The sequence below is a fragment of the Haloarcula halobia genome (genome assembly GCF_029338255.1).
Taxonomy (GTDB): domain Archaea; phylum Halobacteriota; class Halobacteria; order Halobacteriales; family Haloarculaceae; genus Haloarcula; species Haloarcula halobia.
Genome location: NZ_CP119787.1, coordinates 2,214,203 through 2,230,642, shown reverse-complemented (window position 1 = coordinate 2,230,642; position 16,440 = coordinate 2,214,203). Strand labels below are relative to the sequence as shown.

16 protein-coding genes and 1 pseudogene are annotated in these 16,440 nt (G+C 66.7%); 8 read left to right on the top strand and 9 right to left on the bottom strand.

Going from position 1 to position 16,440, the window contains the following annotated elements; all coding sequences use genetic code 11:
- Nucleotides 1–12 precede the first annotated feature (12 nt).
- From P1K88_RS11860 to P1K88_RS11850, 3 genes are read right to left on the bottom strand one after another with little or no spacing between them, the layout of a single operon-like run.
- A complete protein-coding gene (locus P1K88_RS11860; RefSeq protein WP_276410382.1) occupies nt 13–846 on the bottom strand; it encodes an ATP-binding cassette domain-containing protein in 834 nt (277 codons plus the stop codon).
- Nucleotides 843–1,838 carry an ABC transporter permease gene (locus P1K88_RS11855; RefSeq protein WP_276410381.1) on the bottom strand — a complete coding sequence of 332 codons (996 nt, stop codon included), beginning with the start codon at nt 1,836–1,838 and terminating at the stop codon, nt 843–845. Before P1K88_RS11855 ends, P1K88_RS11860 begins: the two co-directional genes overlap by 4 nt.
- A 57-nt stretch (nt 1,839–1,895) precedes the next feature.
- On the bottom strand, nt 1,896–3,029 hold the full coding sequence (locus P1K88_RS11850; RefSeq protein WP_276410380.1) for a sugar ABC transporter substrate-binding protein: 1,134 nt from the start codon (nt 3,027–3,029) through the stop codon (nt 1,896–1,898).
- A 162-nt stretch (nt 3,030–3,191) separates the two neighbouring features.
- On the opposite strand from P1K88_RS11850, the gene P1K88_RS11845 reads away from it, so the two are divergent.
- The 5 genes from P1K88_RS11845 (at nt 3,192) to gfo6 (ending at nt 7,774) form a co-directional block, all read left to right on the top strand.
- Nucleotides 3,192–3,968 carry an SDR family NAD(P)-dependent oxidoreductase gene (locus tag P1K88_RS11845; protein WP_276410379.1) on the top strand — a complete coding sequence of 259 codons (777 nt, stop codon included), beginning with the start codon at nt 3,192–3,194 and terminating at the stop codon, nt 3,966–3,968.
- Nucleotides 3,969–4,020: 52 nt separating this feature from the next.
- On the top strand, nt 4,021–4,677 hold the full coding sequence (locus P1K88_RS11840; RefSeq protein ID WP_276410378.1) for a transaldolase family protein: 657 nt from the start codon (nt 4,021–4,023) through the stop codon (nt 4,675–4,677).
- Nucleotides 4,678–4,730: 53 nt separating this feature from the next.
- Nucleotides 4,731–5,699 carry a carbohydrate kinase family protein gene (locus tag P1K88_RS11835; RefSeq protein ID WP_276410377.1) on the top strand — a complete coding sequence of 323 codons (969 nt, stop codon included), beginning with the start codon at nt 4,731–4,733 and terminating at the stop codon, nt 5,697–5,699.
- A gap of 75 nt (nt 5,700–5,774) precedes the next feature.
- Nucleotides 5,775–6,530: an IclR family transcriptional regulator gene (locus tag P1K88_RS11830; RefSeq protein WP_276410376.1), complete on the top strand. Its 756-nt coding sequence runs from the start codon at nt 5,775–5,777 to the stop codon at nt 6,528–6,530.
- 161 nt (nt 6,531–6,691) lie between these two features.
- Nucleotides 6,692–7,774 (top strand): D-xylose 1-dehydrogenase Gfo6, encoded by a 1,083-nt coding sequence (gene gfo6, locus P1K88_RS11825; RefSeq protein ID WP_276410375.1) that lies wholly within the window; start codon nt 6,692–6,694, stop codon nt 7,772–7,774.
- Nucleotide 7,775: 1 nt separating this feature from the next.
- On the opposite strand, the pseudogene P1K88_RS11820 reads toward gfo6, so the two are convergent.
- The 3 genes and pseudogenes from P1K88_RS11820 to P1K88_RS11810 form a co-directional block, all read right to left on the bottom strand.
- Nucleotides 7,776–8,114: pseudogene (locus tag P1K88_RS11820) on the bottom strand (MBL fold metallo-hydrolase); the annotation flags it as partial.
- A gap of 34 nt (nt 8,115–8,148) precedes the next feature.
- Nucleotides 8,149–9,243, bottom strand: coding sequence for a substrate-binding domain-containing protein (locus P1K88_RS11815; protein WP_276410373.1), 1,095 nt, complete (start codon nt 9,241–9,243; stop codon nt 8,149–8,151).
- Nucleotides 9,244–9,315: 72 nt separating this feature from the next.
- Nucleotides 9,316–10,302 (bottom strand): ABC transporter permease, encoded by a 987-nt coding sequence (locus P1K88_RS11810; RefSeq protein WP_276410372.1) that lies wholly within the window; start codon nt 10,300–10,302, stop codon nt 9,316–9,318.
- 117 nt (nt 10,303–10,419) lie between these two features.
- Here P1K88_RS11810 and P1K88_RS11805 point away from each other — a divergent pair, with 117 nt between their 5' ends.
- Entirely contained in the window at nt 10,420–11,217 is a 798-nt protein-coding gene (locus P1K88_RS11805; RefSeq protein WP_276410371.1) for an ATP-binding cassette domain-containing protein, read from the top strand.
- Nucleotides 11,218–11,232: 15 nt separating this feature from the next.
- On the opposite strand, the gene P1K88_RS11800 is transcribed toward P1K88_RS11805, so the two are convergent.
- The 3 genes from P1K88_RS11800 to P1K88_RS11790 are packed head-to-tail and all read right to left on the bottom strand — an operon-like array spanning nt 11,233 to nt 14,133.
- Nucleotides 11,233–12,399, bottom strand: a complete 1,167-nt coding sequence (locus P1K88_RS11800; RefSeq protein WP_276410370.1) for an enolase C-terminal domain-like protein — start codon at nt 12,397–12,399, stop codon at nt 11,233–11,235.
- A 50-nt stretch (nt 12,400–12,449) separates the two neighbouring features.
- Complete coding sequence (locus P1K88_RS11795) at nt 12,450–13,322, bottom strand: amidohydrolase family protein (protein WP_276410369.1); 873 nt, start codon at nt 13,320–13,322, stop codon at nt 12,450–12,452.
- Between the two features lie 4 nt (nt 13,323–13,326).
- On the bottom strand, nt 13,327–14,133 hold the full coding sequence (locus P1K88_RS11790; protein WP_276410368.1) for an SDR family NAD(P)-dependent oxidoreductase: 807 nt from the start codon (nt 14,131–14,133) through the stop codon (nt 13,327–13,329).
- Nucleotides 14,134–14,279: 146 nt separating this feature from the next.
- Here P1K88_RS11790 and P1K88_RS11785 point away from each other — a divergent pair, with 146 nt between their 5' ends.
- Together P1K88_RS11785 and P1K88_RS11780 are read left to right on the top strand one after the other, a co-directional pair.
- The gene (locus tag P1K88_RS11785; protein ID WP_276410367.1) at nt 14,280–15,455 is read left to right on the top strand and encodes a mandelate racemase family protein; all 1,176 of its coding nucleotides are present in this window, start codon (nt 14,280–14,282) and stop codon (nt 15,453–15,455) included.
- Between the two features lie 217 nt (nt 15,456–15,672).
- Entirely contained in the window at nt 15,673–15,945 is a 273-nt protein-coding gene (locus P1K88_RS11780; RefSeq protein ID WP_276410366.1) for a hypothetical protein, read from the top strand.
- The last annotated feature ends 495 nt before the right edge of the window (nt 15,946–16,440 follow it).

The window sequence follows — 16,440 nt, the reverse complement described above, 5'->3', positions numbered from 1 at the left end:
AGGTGGCGGGGGTCAGTCGTCGCCGCGAATCCCCTCACGGAGCATCCCGGTCGTCATCAGGTCGTTGAGCGGTTCGAGCCCCGTCTCGGACGGGTCGAGGATGTCGACCAGTTGCCCCTGGTAGAGGACGCCGATGCGGTCTGCCAGTTCCAGCACGGACTCGATGTTGTGGCTGACGATGACGATGGTGATGCCCTGTTCCTCCGAGAGCGACTCGATGGTATCCTGGACGAGTCGCGTCGCGTCGACGGACAGCGCGCTCGTCGGTTCGTCCAGGATGATGACCTCGGGGTCGAACGCCAGCGCCCGACCGATTGCGACCAGTTGGCGCTGCCCGCCGGAGAGGAACTCCACCTCGGTGTTGAGGTCGATGTCCCGGCCGAGCCGCTCCATCATTATCTCCCGGGACCGCTCGAACGTCTCGTCCCAGTCGATGTACCTGATTGGGCCGACGCCTTTCATCGGGAACTGCCCCATGAAGATGTTCGTCGCGATGTCCAGGTCGTCCATCAGCGCGAGGTCCTGATACACCGTCTCGATGCCTTTCGCGCGAGCCTCGCTCGGGTTCGAGAACGAGACCGCCTCGCCGTCGACGTACATCGACCCCGAGGTGGCCTGGTGGACGCCGCTGAGGATGTTCATCAGCGTCGACTTGCCGGCGCCGTTGTCGCCGATGAGGGCGAATATCTCGCCCTCCTCGATGTCGAGCGTCACGCCGTCGACCGCGGTGATGCGGCCGAACGTCTTCACGACGTCTTCGACGCGAATCTTCGGCGTCCCGCTGACCTCCGGGACCTCCGCCTGTGCCACGCTCTCCGAGTCGGAGGCGCCGTCGTCGGTGCTCATACCGAACCACTCGCGAGGATGCGAGACCTGATCTTGCTCTGCGTGCTGTACAGCAGGATGGCGACGAGCAGGACGAACCCGTTTATCATCTGTATCTCCGTCGCGCCGACCGCGGTGCTGTTGTTCAGTGCCGACTGGACCAGCTGGATGAGGATGACCCCACCCAGCGCGCCCGTGATCTTCCCGCGGCCACCGAACAGGCTGATGCCGCCGATGACGGCGCCGGCGAACGCCTGGAACACCAGCCCCTCGCCGATGAGTGGCGGCACGACGCCGACGAAACCGGTCAACATCAGGCCCGCGATAGCCGAGAGCACGCCGCTGATGGTGTAGATGACGATGATGAGCCGCGAGGTGTCGATGCCGACCTCACGGGCCGATTTCTCGGAGCTCCCGAGCGCGTAGACGGCCTGGCCGAACCGCGAGAACCGCATGAGGAGCCCGAACGCGAGGAACGCGACCAGCAGGACCCCGATGGCGAAGTTCGGCGTGCCGCCGATGTCCAGGTACAGCGCCGGCAGCCCTGTGACCGGCTGGGTCTGCATCGCTGTCTTCGCCCCCTCGAAGATGATGAGGAAGGCCAGCGTCTGCAGGAACGGGTTCAGGCCGACGCGAGCGATCATCACCCCGTTGGCCAGGCCGATGAGTGCGCCCGCGCCGAGGATGATACCGAACCCGATCCACGGACTCGAGACGACGTTCCAGCAGCTCGGACAGGTCCCGAGCAACATCCCGGTGAACATCGCCGAGAAGCCCGCGATCGACCCGATAGAGAGGTCGAAGTGTCCCGAGAGCAGACAGAGGCTCTCGGCCAGCACCAGCAGGCCAAGCGGGACGGCGGCCCACAGCAGCAGCTGGACCGACCGGACGTTCCGGAGCGTCTGGGGGACGAAGACGAGGACCCCCAGGATGACGAGGCCCAGAATCGGCCAGATCATGTTGTCCAACAGCGTCAGTACGGCGTCGTCCGTGTCGCCGAAACGGCTACTCAAGAATCCTTCTTCGGTAGACATGATGTGGTGGAGTACTGAAGATAGTCCTGGGTCGGTTCAGCCCCAGACGTTGCCCCAGAGGAACGGCTGGTCGTAGTTCTCCTGGGTGATGACGACGCTGTTGGTTCGGAACCATGGGTGCCCGTTCTGCTCGCGCATGATGCCGGGCTCCCAGATGGGCTCGGACCACATCTCGACGCCCTTGTGCTGGCCGGATTCGATGGTGAGGTCGTCCGCGGTGACCTCCGAGTCGACTTCCGGGATGACGCTGTCGTCGTTGCCCGCCTCGACGTACTGTTTCATGTACTGCATCGCGATGGGATTGTAGAAGTAGTTGGGCTGGTCGACAGCCGCGTCGATCATGCCCTCCCCGACGAGCGGGTTCACTTCCGGACTGCCGTCCATCTGGGTCAGGACCACGTGCCCGTCCTCGCCTTTCGGCACGAGTATGTCCTGGTTCCGCAGCGCCTGGACGACGCCTAACCCCATCGAGAGGTTCCCGGAGTAGATGCCGTCGACGCGCCCGTTGGCGTTGATCCACTGCTGGACCGTCGACTGGGCGACGTCGCGGGCGTACTCCCCGTTTAACGTCTGGACGACCTCGACGCGGTCGTTCTCCGCCATCACGTCGAGGAAGCCCTGTGAGCGCTGGTTGGCCGACTGGTTGCCCTGGACGCCCCGGACGTTGAGGACGCGCCAGGTGTCCTTGTCCGGGTACTGCTCTTCGAGGGCCGCGACCATCTGTTCGGCCGAGGACGCGCCGCCGTCGTAGTTACTGAACCCGACGTAGAGCGGAATCTCCGAACTCGAGGTGTCGGCGTTCGTCGCGAACACCGGCGTCCCCTGCTCCATGGCCTGGTTGATGGCGCCCTCCGCGGCACCGGTCGACCAGACGCCGACGAGGATGGCGTCGTGGTCCCCGTTCGTGAAGTCTCGGATGTCCTGGACCTGTTTCTGTGCGCTCTGCTGGTTCGGCCGGACCTCGAGTTCGATGCCGAGGTCCTCGGCGTAGAACTCGGCGGCTTCGATGTAGGCTGTGATCCACGAACCACCGCGGACGTACGCCGACATCCCGACTTTCTCGAGCGTGTTGCTCCCGCCCCCAGGGCCGGCGGAACACCCAGCAATCGCCGTTGCACTGACCGCTGCGCCCGTCGCTTTCAGGAACGAACGCCTGTTGGTGTCTACCATGCGAACTACGCTTCTGGTCCAATTAATATAAAAGTTTATGAAGTACGCTGATTTCACCTATCGAAAGTTCTATGCTCGATTTAATATCTGACGGATGTGCCGATCGATGCCGCTCGTCCGCGGAGCCACAATGGTCTTGTGAGTCGGTACCACAGGTCCAGTATGGCACTCGACGGCCGGACGGCCATCGTCACGGGCGGGTCGAGCGGTATCGGACGCGGCATCGCTGACCGGTTGGCCACAGCCGGGGCCAACGTCGTCGTCGCCGACGTTCGCCGCGCCCCGAAGCAGGGGCAGTACTTCGAGACGGACGTGTCCGTCCCCACCGACGAGCTGGTCGCCGACGAGCACGGCGTCGAGTCGCTGTTCGTCGAGACCGACGTCAGCCACGAGGGCGACGTCCTCGAACTCGTCGCCGACACGCTGGACCGGTTCGACCGCCTCGACATCCTCGTGAACAACGCCGGCATCCAGATCCCGGGCACCACACAGGAGATCTCGCTCGACGAGTGGTACGAGGTCCTCGGGGTGAACCTCACCGGCGCGTTCACCACGGCGAAGTACGCCATGCCGTATCTCGACGAGGCACCGTCGGGCCGAATCGTGAACGTCTCGAGCGTCAACGCCCACTTCGGCGGGGGCGGCGCGCCCTACGCGGCGACGAAGGCCGCGCTGGTCAATCTCACGCGGGAGCTGGCCCTCGAGGCCGCCGAGGCGGGGACGACGGTCAACACCGTCCTCCCGGGGGTGGTCAAGACGCCGATGCAGGACATAAACGACGAGGCGACACAGCAGCGCGAAGCCGCGAAGACACCCCTCTCGCGCCTGGGCGAACCGGCAGACGTCGGCAACGCCGTCCGGTTTTTCTGTTCGGACGAGGCCGCCTGGATCACGGGCGCCCAGCTGCTCGTCGACGGCGGGTACAGCGCCGGCCGCTGACGTCGGGGGCAGGCGATACCTTCTTTGAACCCGCCCGCCCAGGACTGGTCGAATGAAACTCTACCTCGATACGGCAGACGTCGAGCAGATTCGCGCCGGCGACGCGCTCGGCGTCGTCGACGGCGTCACGACCAACCCGTCAATCGTCGCGGCGTCGGGACGCTCCTACCGCGAGGCCGTCACCGACGTCGCCGCCGTGACCGACGGACCCGTCTTCGCGCAGGTCATCGCGGACTCGGCCGACGAGATGGTCGAGCAGGCCCACCGGTACCAGGAGTGGGCCGACGACGTGGTCGTGAAGATTCCGGCCAATCGGGCCGGGGTCGAGGCGCTCGCTCGCGTTCGCTCCCAGGGTGTCCCCGCTGGACTGACAGTCGTCTTCTCCATCGAGCAGGCGATGCTGGCCGCGAAGAACGACGCGGACTTCGTCGCCCCGTACGTCGGCCGACTGGACGACGCGGGCGCCGACGGCCTCGCGACGGTCACCCGGATGCAGCGGACCTTCGACCGCCAGGGGTTCGACACGGACGTCCTCGCGGCGAGCGTCCGCAACACGACTCAGGCCACGGCGCTGTACGAGGCCGGCATCGACGCCATCACGATGGGCCCAGCCCTGCTCGAAGCGCACGTCGACCACCCGAAGACCGAGGCGGGTATCGCGGGGTTCGACGAGGCCTGGGGCGACCGGGGCAGTCCAATCGAGGACTGACGGTCGTCGCTCGCGCGACATGCTATAAGTACCACGGGGGCGACAGTGGCGGTATGGCCGAAGACGGAACCGTTCTGGTCGCTGGCGACACGCTCGTCGACTTGCTCCCGGACGAACCGGGGCCGCCCGGCGAAGCGGGGGGCTACACACCGAACTTCGGCGGGTCGGGGGCGAACGTGGCGCTCGCACTCGATCGACTCGGCGTCTCGCCGACGTTCTGGACGCGACTCGCCGACGACGACTTCGGCACCTTCCTCCGTGGCCACCTCTACGACTCGGCGATCCCGCCCACGCACGTCGTCACCGACCCCGACGCGCGGACCACGCTGGCCGTCGTCTCCCACGACGCCGACGGCGACCGTTCGTTCAACTTCTACCGGGGCGACGGCGCCGACACGCGGATGCAGGCGGGGGAAGTGCCCGACGCGACGCTCGCCGAGACGGACTGGGTCCACACGACCGGTGTCACACTCAGCGTCGAGTCGAGTCGCACCGCCACGCTGGACCTGCAAGAACGGGCCTCGGGGACGGCGACGGTCTCGCTCGACCCCAACTGGCGACCGGAGATGTGGCACAGTCGTCAGGAGTACGCCGCCGTCGTCCGGGGCGCTCTCGGGAACGTCGACGTCCTGAAGGCCTCCGCCGAGGACCTCGGCCCCGCCGGGTTCGATGACGACGACCCCGCCGCTGTCGCGGAGGCGGTGACCGCGCTCGGTCCACACACGGTGGTCCTGACGCGGGGCAGCGACGGCGCGATCTGTTTCGGGACGGACGAGAGTCCGGTTCCGGGCCTGGTCGAACACCCCGGGTACGACGTCGACACCGTGGACGCGACGGGAGCGGGCGACGTCTTCCTCGCGGGCTTCATCGCGTCGCTCACCAGCGGCGTCCGGGACCCGGAGCGACTGCTCGGTCTCGCGAACGCCGCCGGCGCCGTCGCGACGACCCGACCGGGCGCCGTCTCCGCGCTGACCGGCCTCGAGGAGATACGGGAGTTCCACGACGACATCCCGTGGGAGTGAGCCACCGTTCGCCTGGGTTGATAACCCGTTCGGACGGACTGAACAGTTAAGTACCGGGCTCCTGTATGGTTCAATATGTCCTCCCAGGCGAACACCGTCAACGCGACACGGACGTCGTTCCGCATCATCGAGGTCCTGAAACGACTGGACGGGGCCGGCGTGACGGCCGTCGCGAGCGAGCTGGACATCCCCAAGAGCACCGTCCACAACCACCTCCAGACGCTGCTGGAGGAGCGGTACGTGCTCAAAGAGGGCGACACCTACAGCGTCGGGCTCCGGTTCCTCGAACTCGGGGAGTTCACGCGCAACCGGATGGACATCTACGAGACGGTCCGCCCCGAAACCGAGACGCTCGCCGAGAAGACCGGCGAGATGGTCAACGCCGCCGTCGAGGAACACGGTCAGGGCGTCTACATCACCCGACACGAGGGCCAGCAGGCGGTCAACGTCGACACGTACGCGGGCAAGCGGGTCTACCTCCACTGCACGGCGCTCGGGAAGGCGATACTGGCCGAACTGCCCGAGTCCCGTGTCGACGAGATACTCGACGAACACGGGATGCCCCAGCGGACGGAGAACACCATCACCGACCCCGACGAGCTGAAGGGGGAACTCGAGACGGTCCGCGAGCGTGGGTACGCATACGACCGGGAGGAACGCCTTCCCGGCCTCCGGTGTGTCGCCGCGCCCGTCGTCACCGACGGCGTGGTGGCCGCGCTCAGCGTCTCCGGCCCGACGACGCGCATCAAGGGCGACATGTTCCACGAGGAGCTCCCCGAACTGCTGCTCTCGGCGGCCAACGTCGTCGAGATCAACATGGCGTACTCGTGAGCACGAATTCGGCCGGGCCGAGGGCCCAGCGGCCTCCCCGGGCGAATCTCGACGACGCCCTCGGCGTGGACGGTCGGTCCCCGCGACGCGCTCACGACGCCGTCGCCTGAGTGGGCGGTGAGCGCCAGTAGTTCTTTCTGGAACGCGGTCGAACGGCCGGTATGGAGCTTTCCGCACTCACCGAGGACTTCGACAGCCGCGACTGGCAAGACCTGACCGAGACCGACGACCCCGTCAGGTTCGCGATGGTGGGGCTCGGCTGGTGGACCCGCGAACAGGCGATGCCGGCCGTCGCCGCCGGCGACCTCTGTGAGACGACGGTGCTGGTCAGTGGCGACCGGGCGAAAGCCGGGTCAGTCGCCGCCGACGCCGAGACCGTCGAGCACGCCATCACGTACGAGGAGTTCCACGACGGTGCCGCCAGCGACGCCTACGACGCCGTCTACGTCGTCACGCCGAACGCCCGGCACCTCCCGTTCGTCGAGAGCGCTGCCGAACTCGGGAAGGACGTCCTCTGTGAGAAACCGATGGAGGCGACCGTCGACCGGGCCGAGCAGATGGTCGCCGCCTGCAACGAGCACGACGTCACGCTGATGATCGCCTACCGGATGCACACCGAACCCGCCGTGCGGCGGGCGCGTGATCTCATCGACGCGGGATACATCGGCGACCCGGTGTTCGTCCACGGCAACATGACCGAACCCATCCTCGAGCTCGTCCCCGACCCCGACCAGTGGCGTCTCGACTGGGAGCTCTCGGGCGGGTGTGCGGCGATGGACATCGGCATCTACTCGCTGAACACCGCCCGGTTCCTGCTCGACGCCGATCCGGTGCGCGTCCAGGGCTCGGTCGCCTCCGTCCAGGAGGAGTTCGACGACGTACCCGACGAACACGCCGCCTTCCAGGTCGATTTCCCCGACCACACCTTCGGCCTCTGTACGGCCAGTCAGAACGCGACCATGGCGAGTCACATCAGAGTGACCGGCACCGAGGGAGAGGTGCGCGTCGAACCGGCCTTCTATCCGTGGGACGAGCGAGAGCTCCACGTCTCCCACGGGGGGTCCGACGTGGACGTCGCCTTCGAGCAGATAGACCAGATGGAAGAGGAGTTCGAGTACTTCTCGCACTGCCTGCTGACCGGCGAGGCGCCCTACGCCGACGGCGAGCACGGACTCGTCGACATGCGGACGCTCAAGGGCGTCTACGAGGCCGCGGCCGACGGGCGCGCGGTCGACCTCCGATAGGTCAGCGGTTCGTCGACGGCGGGACGACGCCCGGGGCGCCCAGGTCGACCCGGTCCCCGACGCTGACGACCTCCAGGGTCCGGGGGTACTCGTAGGACGCGGCGTGTTCGTGCAGGCCCTTCGGGTCACCGGTGACGCCCTTCCACATGTCGAAGTGCGTGGGCAGCAGCCGGTCGAGCCGGAGGTCGTTCGCGGCTTCGACGACCTCGTTCTCGGACATGTACCACTTCGTCGGCCTGGTCTCGCCGTCCTCGCTGTGGTGGATGCGGCCGACGGTGCCGAAGGCGAGCACGCCCAGGTCGATGTCGAACTCCTCGCCGATGGCCGCGAAGGCGTCGGCCCCGCGGACGTGGACGGTGACGTCGCCGACCCGCTCAGCCGAAGTACTGGCTGAGGTAGTCGGCGGCGTTGTCCTGGGTGACCTCGAGGCCGTCGATGACGATGGTGTCCTCGACGTCCTCGCCGGCGAGGTGGGTCTTGCCCGTCTCGATGGCGGTGTTGACCATCTCCTCGGGCAGTTGCGCGATGGTCCCGTAGAACTCGTTGTCCGAGAACCGCTGGACCCACGCTTCCGTGCCGTCGATGCCGGTGACCGGCATCGACATGTCCGCGTTCTGGAGCGCCTGGTGGACGCCGAGCGCCATCAGGTCGTTCTGGCAGAACACGCCGTCTATCTCGTCGCCGTACTGGGTGATGAAGTCCTCCATGACGCTGAGGGCGTTCTGCGTGGAGAACTCGCCGGTCTGACTGGCGAGGCGGTTGAGACTGTCGTTGTTGCTCACGGCGTTGCTGAACCCTTCGCCGCGGTCGTTCGTCACGCTCGCCCCGGGCGTCCCCTCGAGCTGGACGATGTTGTAGGTGTCTTTCTGCTCCATCTCCTGCATGAAGCCCAGACACAGCTCCGTCGAGCGACGGCCCAGCTGGACGTTGTCGGAGGCGACGTAGCTCACCGTCTCCCCCTCGGCGACGTTACGGTCGATAGCGACGACCGGGATATCGGCCTCGTTGGCCTGGCCGATGGCGTTGATGACCCCTTCGGCCGTGAGGGCCGAGATGAGCAGGAGGTCCACCTCGTTCGAGATGGCCGTCTCGACGTCCGAGACCTGCGTGCTCTGTGAGTTGCCGGCGTCGTAGAACGCCGAGTCCGAGGCGATGGCCCCGTCGCTCTTGGCGGCGTCGAACGCGTTCTGCATCCGGGCGAAGAACGTGAACTCGAGCGACGGCACCGAGAGCGCGACCGTCGGCGGACCGCTCTCGGTGGTCGTCTGTTCGCCGCCGCCGTCGCCACCGCCGTCTCCGTCGCCGCCGTCCATGCCGTCACCGCCGCCATCGCCGCCGTCGCTGCCGCCGTCGCCGCCATCGCCGCCGTCGCCGCCGTCGCCACCGTCACCTCCACAGCCGGCGAAGAGTGCCGTGCCTGCGATCGCACTGGTACGGATGAACCGTCGCCTGGGAATGTCGCGTGACATACACCACCACAATTTGACACGCCCTGTGAAAGAACTATCGGTATAAATGGAAGTCGTTTCAGTTATCAGGTATCAGTCCTGGCCGACGACGTTCGCGAGGACGGCCAGCATCAGGACGATGCCCTGGGCGACCAGCTGGCCCGACGGGCCGACGCCCATCAGGTTCAGGCCGTTCTGGAGGATGCCGAGGATGAGCACGCCCACGAGCGTGCCGACCATGTTGCCGGACCCCCCGAAGAGGTTGGCACCGCCGAGGATGACGGCGGCGATCGGCGGCAACAGGAGCCCCGAACCCATCGTCGGGACGGCGCTACCGAGGCGTCCGAGGGTCACGAGGCCGGCGATTCCGGCGAACAGTCCCGAGATGACGAGCGTCCCCAGCCGCACCAGGGGGACGTTGATCCCCATCCGCTCTGCGGCCTGCCGATCACCACCGATAGCGTAGATGTAGAGGCCGAACTTCGTGTACGAGAGGACCAGCTGCGACGCGATCAGCAGGGCGAGGAAGACGAGGACGATGCTCGGGAACCCGAGCACGCGGGAGCCACCGATGGCCGTCAGCGACGCCGGCAACCCGATGATAGGGCGGTTGCCCGAGACGATGAGACCGAACCCGTCGGCGAGAAACAGCACCGCCAGCGTGGTCATGAACGACGGGACGCCGAACCGCGCGGTGACGAACCCGGACAGCGCCCCGAAGGTGGCACCGAGCAACAGACCCACGAGGATGGCCGCCGGAACCGGGATGGCGAACCCCTCGAACAGTCGCGCGCCGACAGCCAGCGTCGCGATCGTCAGGCCGCCGACCTCCATCACCTGCGCGATGCTCAGGTCGATCTCCGCACAGAGGATGGGGAAGGTGACGCCGATGGCCATGATGCCGATTATCGACACCTGCTGGAGGACGTTCACCTGGTTCCCGACGGTCAGAAACCTGTCGTTCAACAGCGTGAACGCGACGTACAGTCCCACGAGGCCGATTATCGGCCCGTACTGACTGATCTTTTTGAGCGTGACCTGCTCCCTGGCAGCACCGACGTCGACGGCCGTACGCGCCATGCTGGGTTGCTTCAGGCGACGCATTAGTAAATCTTTGGACGAAGTGACATGTATGCTCGCTGCCTGACGGTCCCTAACGGGCCAATGTTTTTATTCTACGGTCGACATTTCACAGCCATGAGCCAGGCGACAGCCGCCGACGTGGACCACATCGTCGAGATGGAGGGCATCACGAAGACGTACGGCGAGGTGGTCGCGCTGTCGGACGTCACGTTCAGACTCCGCCGCAACGAGATTCTCGCGCTGGCCGGCGACAACGGCGCCGGCAAGTCGACGCTCATCAAGTGTCTCGCCGGGGCGATCAAGCCGGATTCGGGGACCATCCGCGTCGACGGCGAGGTGGTCGAGATAGCGAACGCTCGCGCCTCGAAGGACCTGGGCATCGAGACGACGTTCCAGGACCTCGCCATCGCCGGTAACCTCACCGTCACCCAGAACATCTTCCTCGGCCGCGAGTCGGTGTCGGGGCCCTCGGGGCTGTTCGGGGTCCTCAACAAACCGGCGATGCGCAAGCGGGCCCGCGAACTCCTCGACGACCTCGAGATCGGCGTCGACGTCGACGAGAAGGTGTCGAACCTCTCTGGCGGGGAACGACAGCTCGTCAGCATCTCCCGGACGCTCCTGTCGGACCCGAAGATCGTCATCATGGACGAACCGACGAGTGCGCTCTCGGTAGAGGGCGCCGACAGGGTCCTCGACCTCATCGACCGCATGCAGGAACAGGGCATCTCCATCATCCTCATCTCCCACAACCTCGACTACATCCAGCGGGCGTCCGACCGCATCCACGTCCTCCACCAGGGCAAGAGCGCGGGCACCATCGACGCCGAGGGGTTCGACCAGGACGAGATCGTCAAGCGGATGGTCGGCGGAATGCCGGAGGGTGAACGCAGCGAGCAGGCGACGGACCTCTGAGACGGTCGACAGCGGTCAGCGGTACTCCCGTCGCCCGGTCTCGTTGGCCTCGATGTAGTCCCAGTCGTAGTCGACGCCCAGTCCCGGGCCGTCGGGCACGGGTACCGTCCCCGCGTCGTCGACGGCGTCGATGTCGTCGCGGTAGTCGCCATCGTAGACGGGCGGCGTCGTGTTCGGTGCGTCCGGGTGGACCAGTGCCATCTCGTAGTAGTTGGCATTGCGAGTCGCGGCCATCACGTGGCGCTGTGCGGGGCCGGGCGCGTGGAACTCGACGTCAAGGCCGAACCCTTCCGCGACGTTCGCAATCTTCGTCGCCCCGGTGATGCCGGCGTCGTACTCGGGGTCGGCGCGGACGAAGTCCGTGGCCTCGTTGGCGACGAAATCCGTATGTGACTCGAGGCCACGGACGTGTTCGGTCTGGAGAAGCGGCGTCTCGAGCTTCTGACGGAGCTTGCGGTGGCCGTGCTGGGAGATGCCGCCGTCCCGGTACGGGTCCTCGTACCAGAGGTACCCGTGGTCGTCACAGGCCCGTCCGACCTGGAGCGCCTCGGCGAAGGTATCGAGGTCACACGCGGGGTCGACCATGAGGTCCATCTCGTCGCCGACGCGCTCCCCGACGGCCCGGACTGTCGCCTCGAGCAGGTCGGGGTCGCGCCAGTCGCCGTCCCACCCGTGGACTTTGTAGCCCTGGTAGCCACGGTCCAGACACGACTCGGCGAAATCGGCGTACGCCGCCGGCGAGTCCAGGCCGCCGCTCCGGTCGCCCTGGTACGTCGAGGCGTACGCCGGGAGCCGGTCGCGGTAGCTCCCCAGCAGTTCGTGGATGGGTGCGTCGTACTGCTTGCCGGCGTAGTCCCACAGCGCGACGTCGAGCGGGCCGATGCCCATCCGGTCGTACTTCCGGAGCGCGCGTTTGAGTTCCGACCAGTGGTGTTCCCGCTCGAGCGGGTCCTTCCCGACCAGGTAGTCCGCGACGGTGTTGATCTGGGCGGCGCCGGGTGAGTTGCTCCCGACGTACTCGCCGGTCAGGCCGTCGCTACACGAGACTCGTACGGCAAAGAGGTGCCGCTCCATCGTGTTCCCGGGGTCGTAGACGACGTCGAACCCGCCGGGCGGGGTCCCCACGTCGGGCAACCGGTAGCTGAACTCGACGGTCTCGATGCGCTCGATGGTCGCAGTCATACCGACCTGTGACACAGCGACCCGATAAACGTCTAGGGTGAGCTACCAGTCTAGCCCTCGTGGATGGACTCGAAGGTCCGGTGGGCCATGTAGGCATAGTCCCGGGCTGAGAGGGACGGGACCTCCTCGACCCAGGAGAGGCATGCCTCGTAGTCGGCCCAGTCGTCCATCCACGGGTAGTCCGACCCGAGCATCAGCCGCTCGCTCCCGAACCAGTCGGCGAGGTGGCGGACGTACCCCCAGAGGTCCTCGTAGGGCCATCCCTGGTCGCTCGACCGGGGAAGCGAGCTCACCTTGACGGCGACGTTGTCGTGGTCGGCGAGCGCCTCCAAGTCGGTCCAGGGGGCCTCGTCGGGGTCGGTCGTCTCGTCCGGGAAGGCCATGTGGTCCACGACCAGCTGGACGTCCGGGTAGCGGCCCGCGAGCGTCTCTATCATCGACACCTGTTGGGCCTTCGGGAAGACGAACACCGACGTGTCCAGCTCGGCGGCCTCCGCCCAGACCGGTTCGAGGGTGTCGTCGAGGATCCAGTCGGCCGTCCGGTCCAGCTCGGAGGCGTGCTCCTCGTAGGCCAGACAGGCGTGCATCCTGACGCCGAGCATCCGGTCGTGGCCGACGACGCGACGGAGGGCCGCACGGACCTGCTCGGGGTCGTCCCCGAAGAAGTCCATCAGGCCGACGCCCCACAGGCGGTCGGGGTAGGCCTCGATGGAGCGCATCGTGTACTCGTTTGCTCGCACGCCGCGGCCGTACAGCGGCGTCGTGACCATGACGCTCTCCTCGACGCCGGCGGCGTCCATGTCGGCTATCAGGTCGTGGGCGGTGTAGGCGCCCTCCCACCCCGGCGGCAGGATCTCCGCCGGCCAGGGCAGTTCCTCGGTGTCCGGGCCCCAGGTGTGGGTGTGGGTATCGACGACCCGCACGGGACTACTCCAGGTTCCCCCCGCCGCTCACGCGGACGATGTCGCCGACGACGTAGTCGGCCCTGTCGCTTCCCAGCCACAGCACCGCGTCCGCGAGGTCCTCGGGTTGCCCGAGGCGGCCGAGGGGGCGCTTCTCTCCCCGCTCGCGGAGTATCTCCTCGGCGGTCCTGTCCGGGTGGTCCTTCGCCGCCTGTTCGGCCTCGTAGCGGGTCTGTGCGGTCTCGGTCACGTCCGTCGAGATGGCGTTCATCCGGATGCCGTGCTCGGCCAGCTCCTGGGCCATCCGCCACGTCAGGCCGTTTATCGACGTCTTCGAGATGCCATAGAGGCCGAAGGGGCCGGTGCGGCGGTCGCCGGCCTGGCTCGTGTGGTTGACGATACAGCCCTCGATGCCCTCGGCTATCATGTGTTCGGCGACGAGCTTCGCGGCGTAGTACTGTGACCGGACGTTGACGTCCATCGTCCGGTTCCACTGGTCCAGCGACGACTCGACGAGCGACTCCTCCTCGGGCCACGTCGCAGCGTTGTTCACGAGGAGGTCTATCTCTCCGAAGGCGTCGACGGCGCTGTCGACCAGGCGCTCTATCGCCGCCGGGTCACCGACGTCCGCCGTGACGCCGACAGCGCTTCCGCCTCCGCGGTCGTCCAGTTCGTCGGCGACCGCGTCCACCTCCTGGTCGTCGCGGCCGTTGACGACGACGTTCGCCCCGGCGTCGGCGAGTCCCTCTGCGATGCCCCGGCCGATACCCTTCGTCGACCCGGTGACGATTGCCGATTCGCCGGTGTAGTCGTATTCGGTGTGCCCTACCATGGCACGCGGACCGTCTCGCCATGTCGTGATGAATCCACCGGTGGTTCGGAGGGGACTCGGGACGACTTGAGACGTTCGCCGGACGCGGCGCGGTACTCGGCGGGGAAGCACGCAGGTTTATTGTGGTGGTATCTCTTGCTACTCGTATGGCGCCAGAGATTACCGGCATCGAGTCAGTAGAGTTCTCCTATCCTATCGAAGACGTGGGGACGGACCAGCACGGGTTCAACCTCGTCTACGAACCCGGTTCGGTGACCGAACGGAAACTGTTCGGTCTCAAGATACACACCGACACGGGCATCACCGGGGAGTACGTCGGCGGGAACTCGCCCGGAGCGGCCCAGGTCAACATGTTCGCGGACTACCTCCTCGGAAAGAACCCGCTCGAGCGGGAACACCACTGGTCGGAGATCAAGCGCGCCCTCCGGAAGTACGACCGGATGGGGATCGGCCCCATCGACATCGCGCTGTGGGACTCCGCCGGGAAGTACTACGACGCGCCCATCCACGAGCTGTTGGGCACGTACCGGACGACGTTCCCCGCGTACGCGTCGACCTACCACGGCGACGAGAACGGCGGCCTCGACACGCCCGAGGCCTTCGCCGACTTCGCCGAGGAGTGTCTCGAGATGGGCTACGGGGCGTTCAAGATCCACGGCTGGGGCGGGAGTGAGGGCTCGCGCGACCTAGAGCGTGAACTCGAGGCGGTCCACGCCGTCGGGGAGCGCGTCGGCGACGAGATGGACCTGATGCACGACCCGGCCTGCGAACTCGAGACGTTCGCCGACGCGCTGAAGCTCGGTCGCGCACTCGACGAGGAGGGCTTCTTCTGGTACGAGGACCCGTACCGGGACGGCGGCATCTCCCAGCACGGCCACCGCAAGCTCCGTCAGAAGCTCGATACCCCCATCCTCCAGACGGAACACGTCCGGGGGCTCGAACCGGCGACGGACTTCGTCGCCAACGAGGCAACGGACTTCCTCCGGGCGGACCCCGAGTACGACGCCGGCATCACCGGGGCGATGAAACGTGCCAACGTCGCGGAAGGGTTCGGCCTTGACGTCGAGTTCCACGCGCCCGGCCCCGCACAGCGGCACTGCATCGCGGCCATCCGGAACACCAACTACTACGAACTCGCCCTGGTGCACCCCGACTGTCCCAACACGCAACCGCCGGTCTACGAGGGCGACTACTCCGATATGATCGACACCGTCGACGAGAACGGCATGGTCGAGGTGCCCGAGGGCCCGGGACTGGGCGTCGACTACGACTGGGACTACATCGAGGAGAACCAGACGGGGAGTCTCCACACCTACGAGTGAGATGACTCACAGTGCCGGTATCGTCGGGACGGGGGGACGTCCCCGGGATGGGCATCCTCGGGATGCACGACGAGGAGGACCTCGACGTGATTTCTAGCCACACGGACGACGGGACGTTCACGACCGTCGACTGCCCAAGCCCGACCAACGAGTCCTCGATGACGCTGAACTTCATCGCCAGCGAGGGGGAGGTCTCCCGCAACAACGACGACGGCGAGTGTCGCTACTGGCGGCCAGAGGGCGGCGAGCACGTCCGCTCCCGGGCATCGAGGACGCCTGGACGCGGGACGACGGCGACCGGCGGGCGTGCAACGCCGTCAGCGACATCGTCGCGGTCCTCGACGGGGTCATCGAGAATCCGTCCACGGGCGTCGAAGCGGCCCGCTCGCTGGACACCATCGTCGCGTTCTACAACTCTCACTGCACGGGCAGCCGGGTCTCGATACCGTTCGTCCGGCCACTAAAAGACGGGATGATCACCTCCAGGTAACCGCTCCCTTCCGCTCTCGATCGGGCGCCCGTCCCGTGTTCACCCTGTGTGAACGAATGCTTCCTCCGGGCTGCCCGATACTCCCGACAGGGGAGCCGAAAACCGCAGTACTGCGCGACGCTGAGACGGTCAGAACGACCCGTCTCCCGGACCCACCGTATCCCCTATCCTGTCATGTAGAACGGGTATCTCGGTTGATTGAAAGCAGACAGGCCCCCGTCCCGCGGGGGACTATCGCGTCGGACGCGGAAGTCGAGGAAGTTCGCTTCTCTGCCTCCTCGGACGAAATCGGGATCTTCGACGTCGCTACGTACGTCACGCTCGTCCTCGCAGACCACGACGGACGGGCCGACCCGCCGGTAGGCGGCGCAGCTCCGGCCCTCCCTGCGGACGGCCTGGCGGGTCCTGGGCAGTCGGGGCCGAGTGGTCGGGGTCGGCTACGGCAGCGGGACCCCGACGCCGGTCGCTCTCTGAGCACGTGTCGTCTGCCCTGTC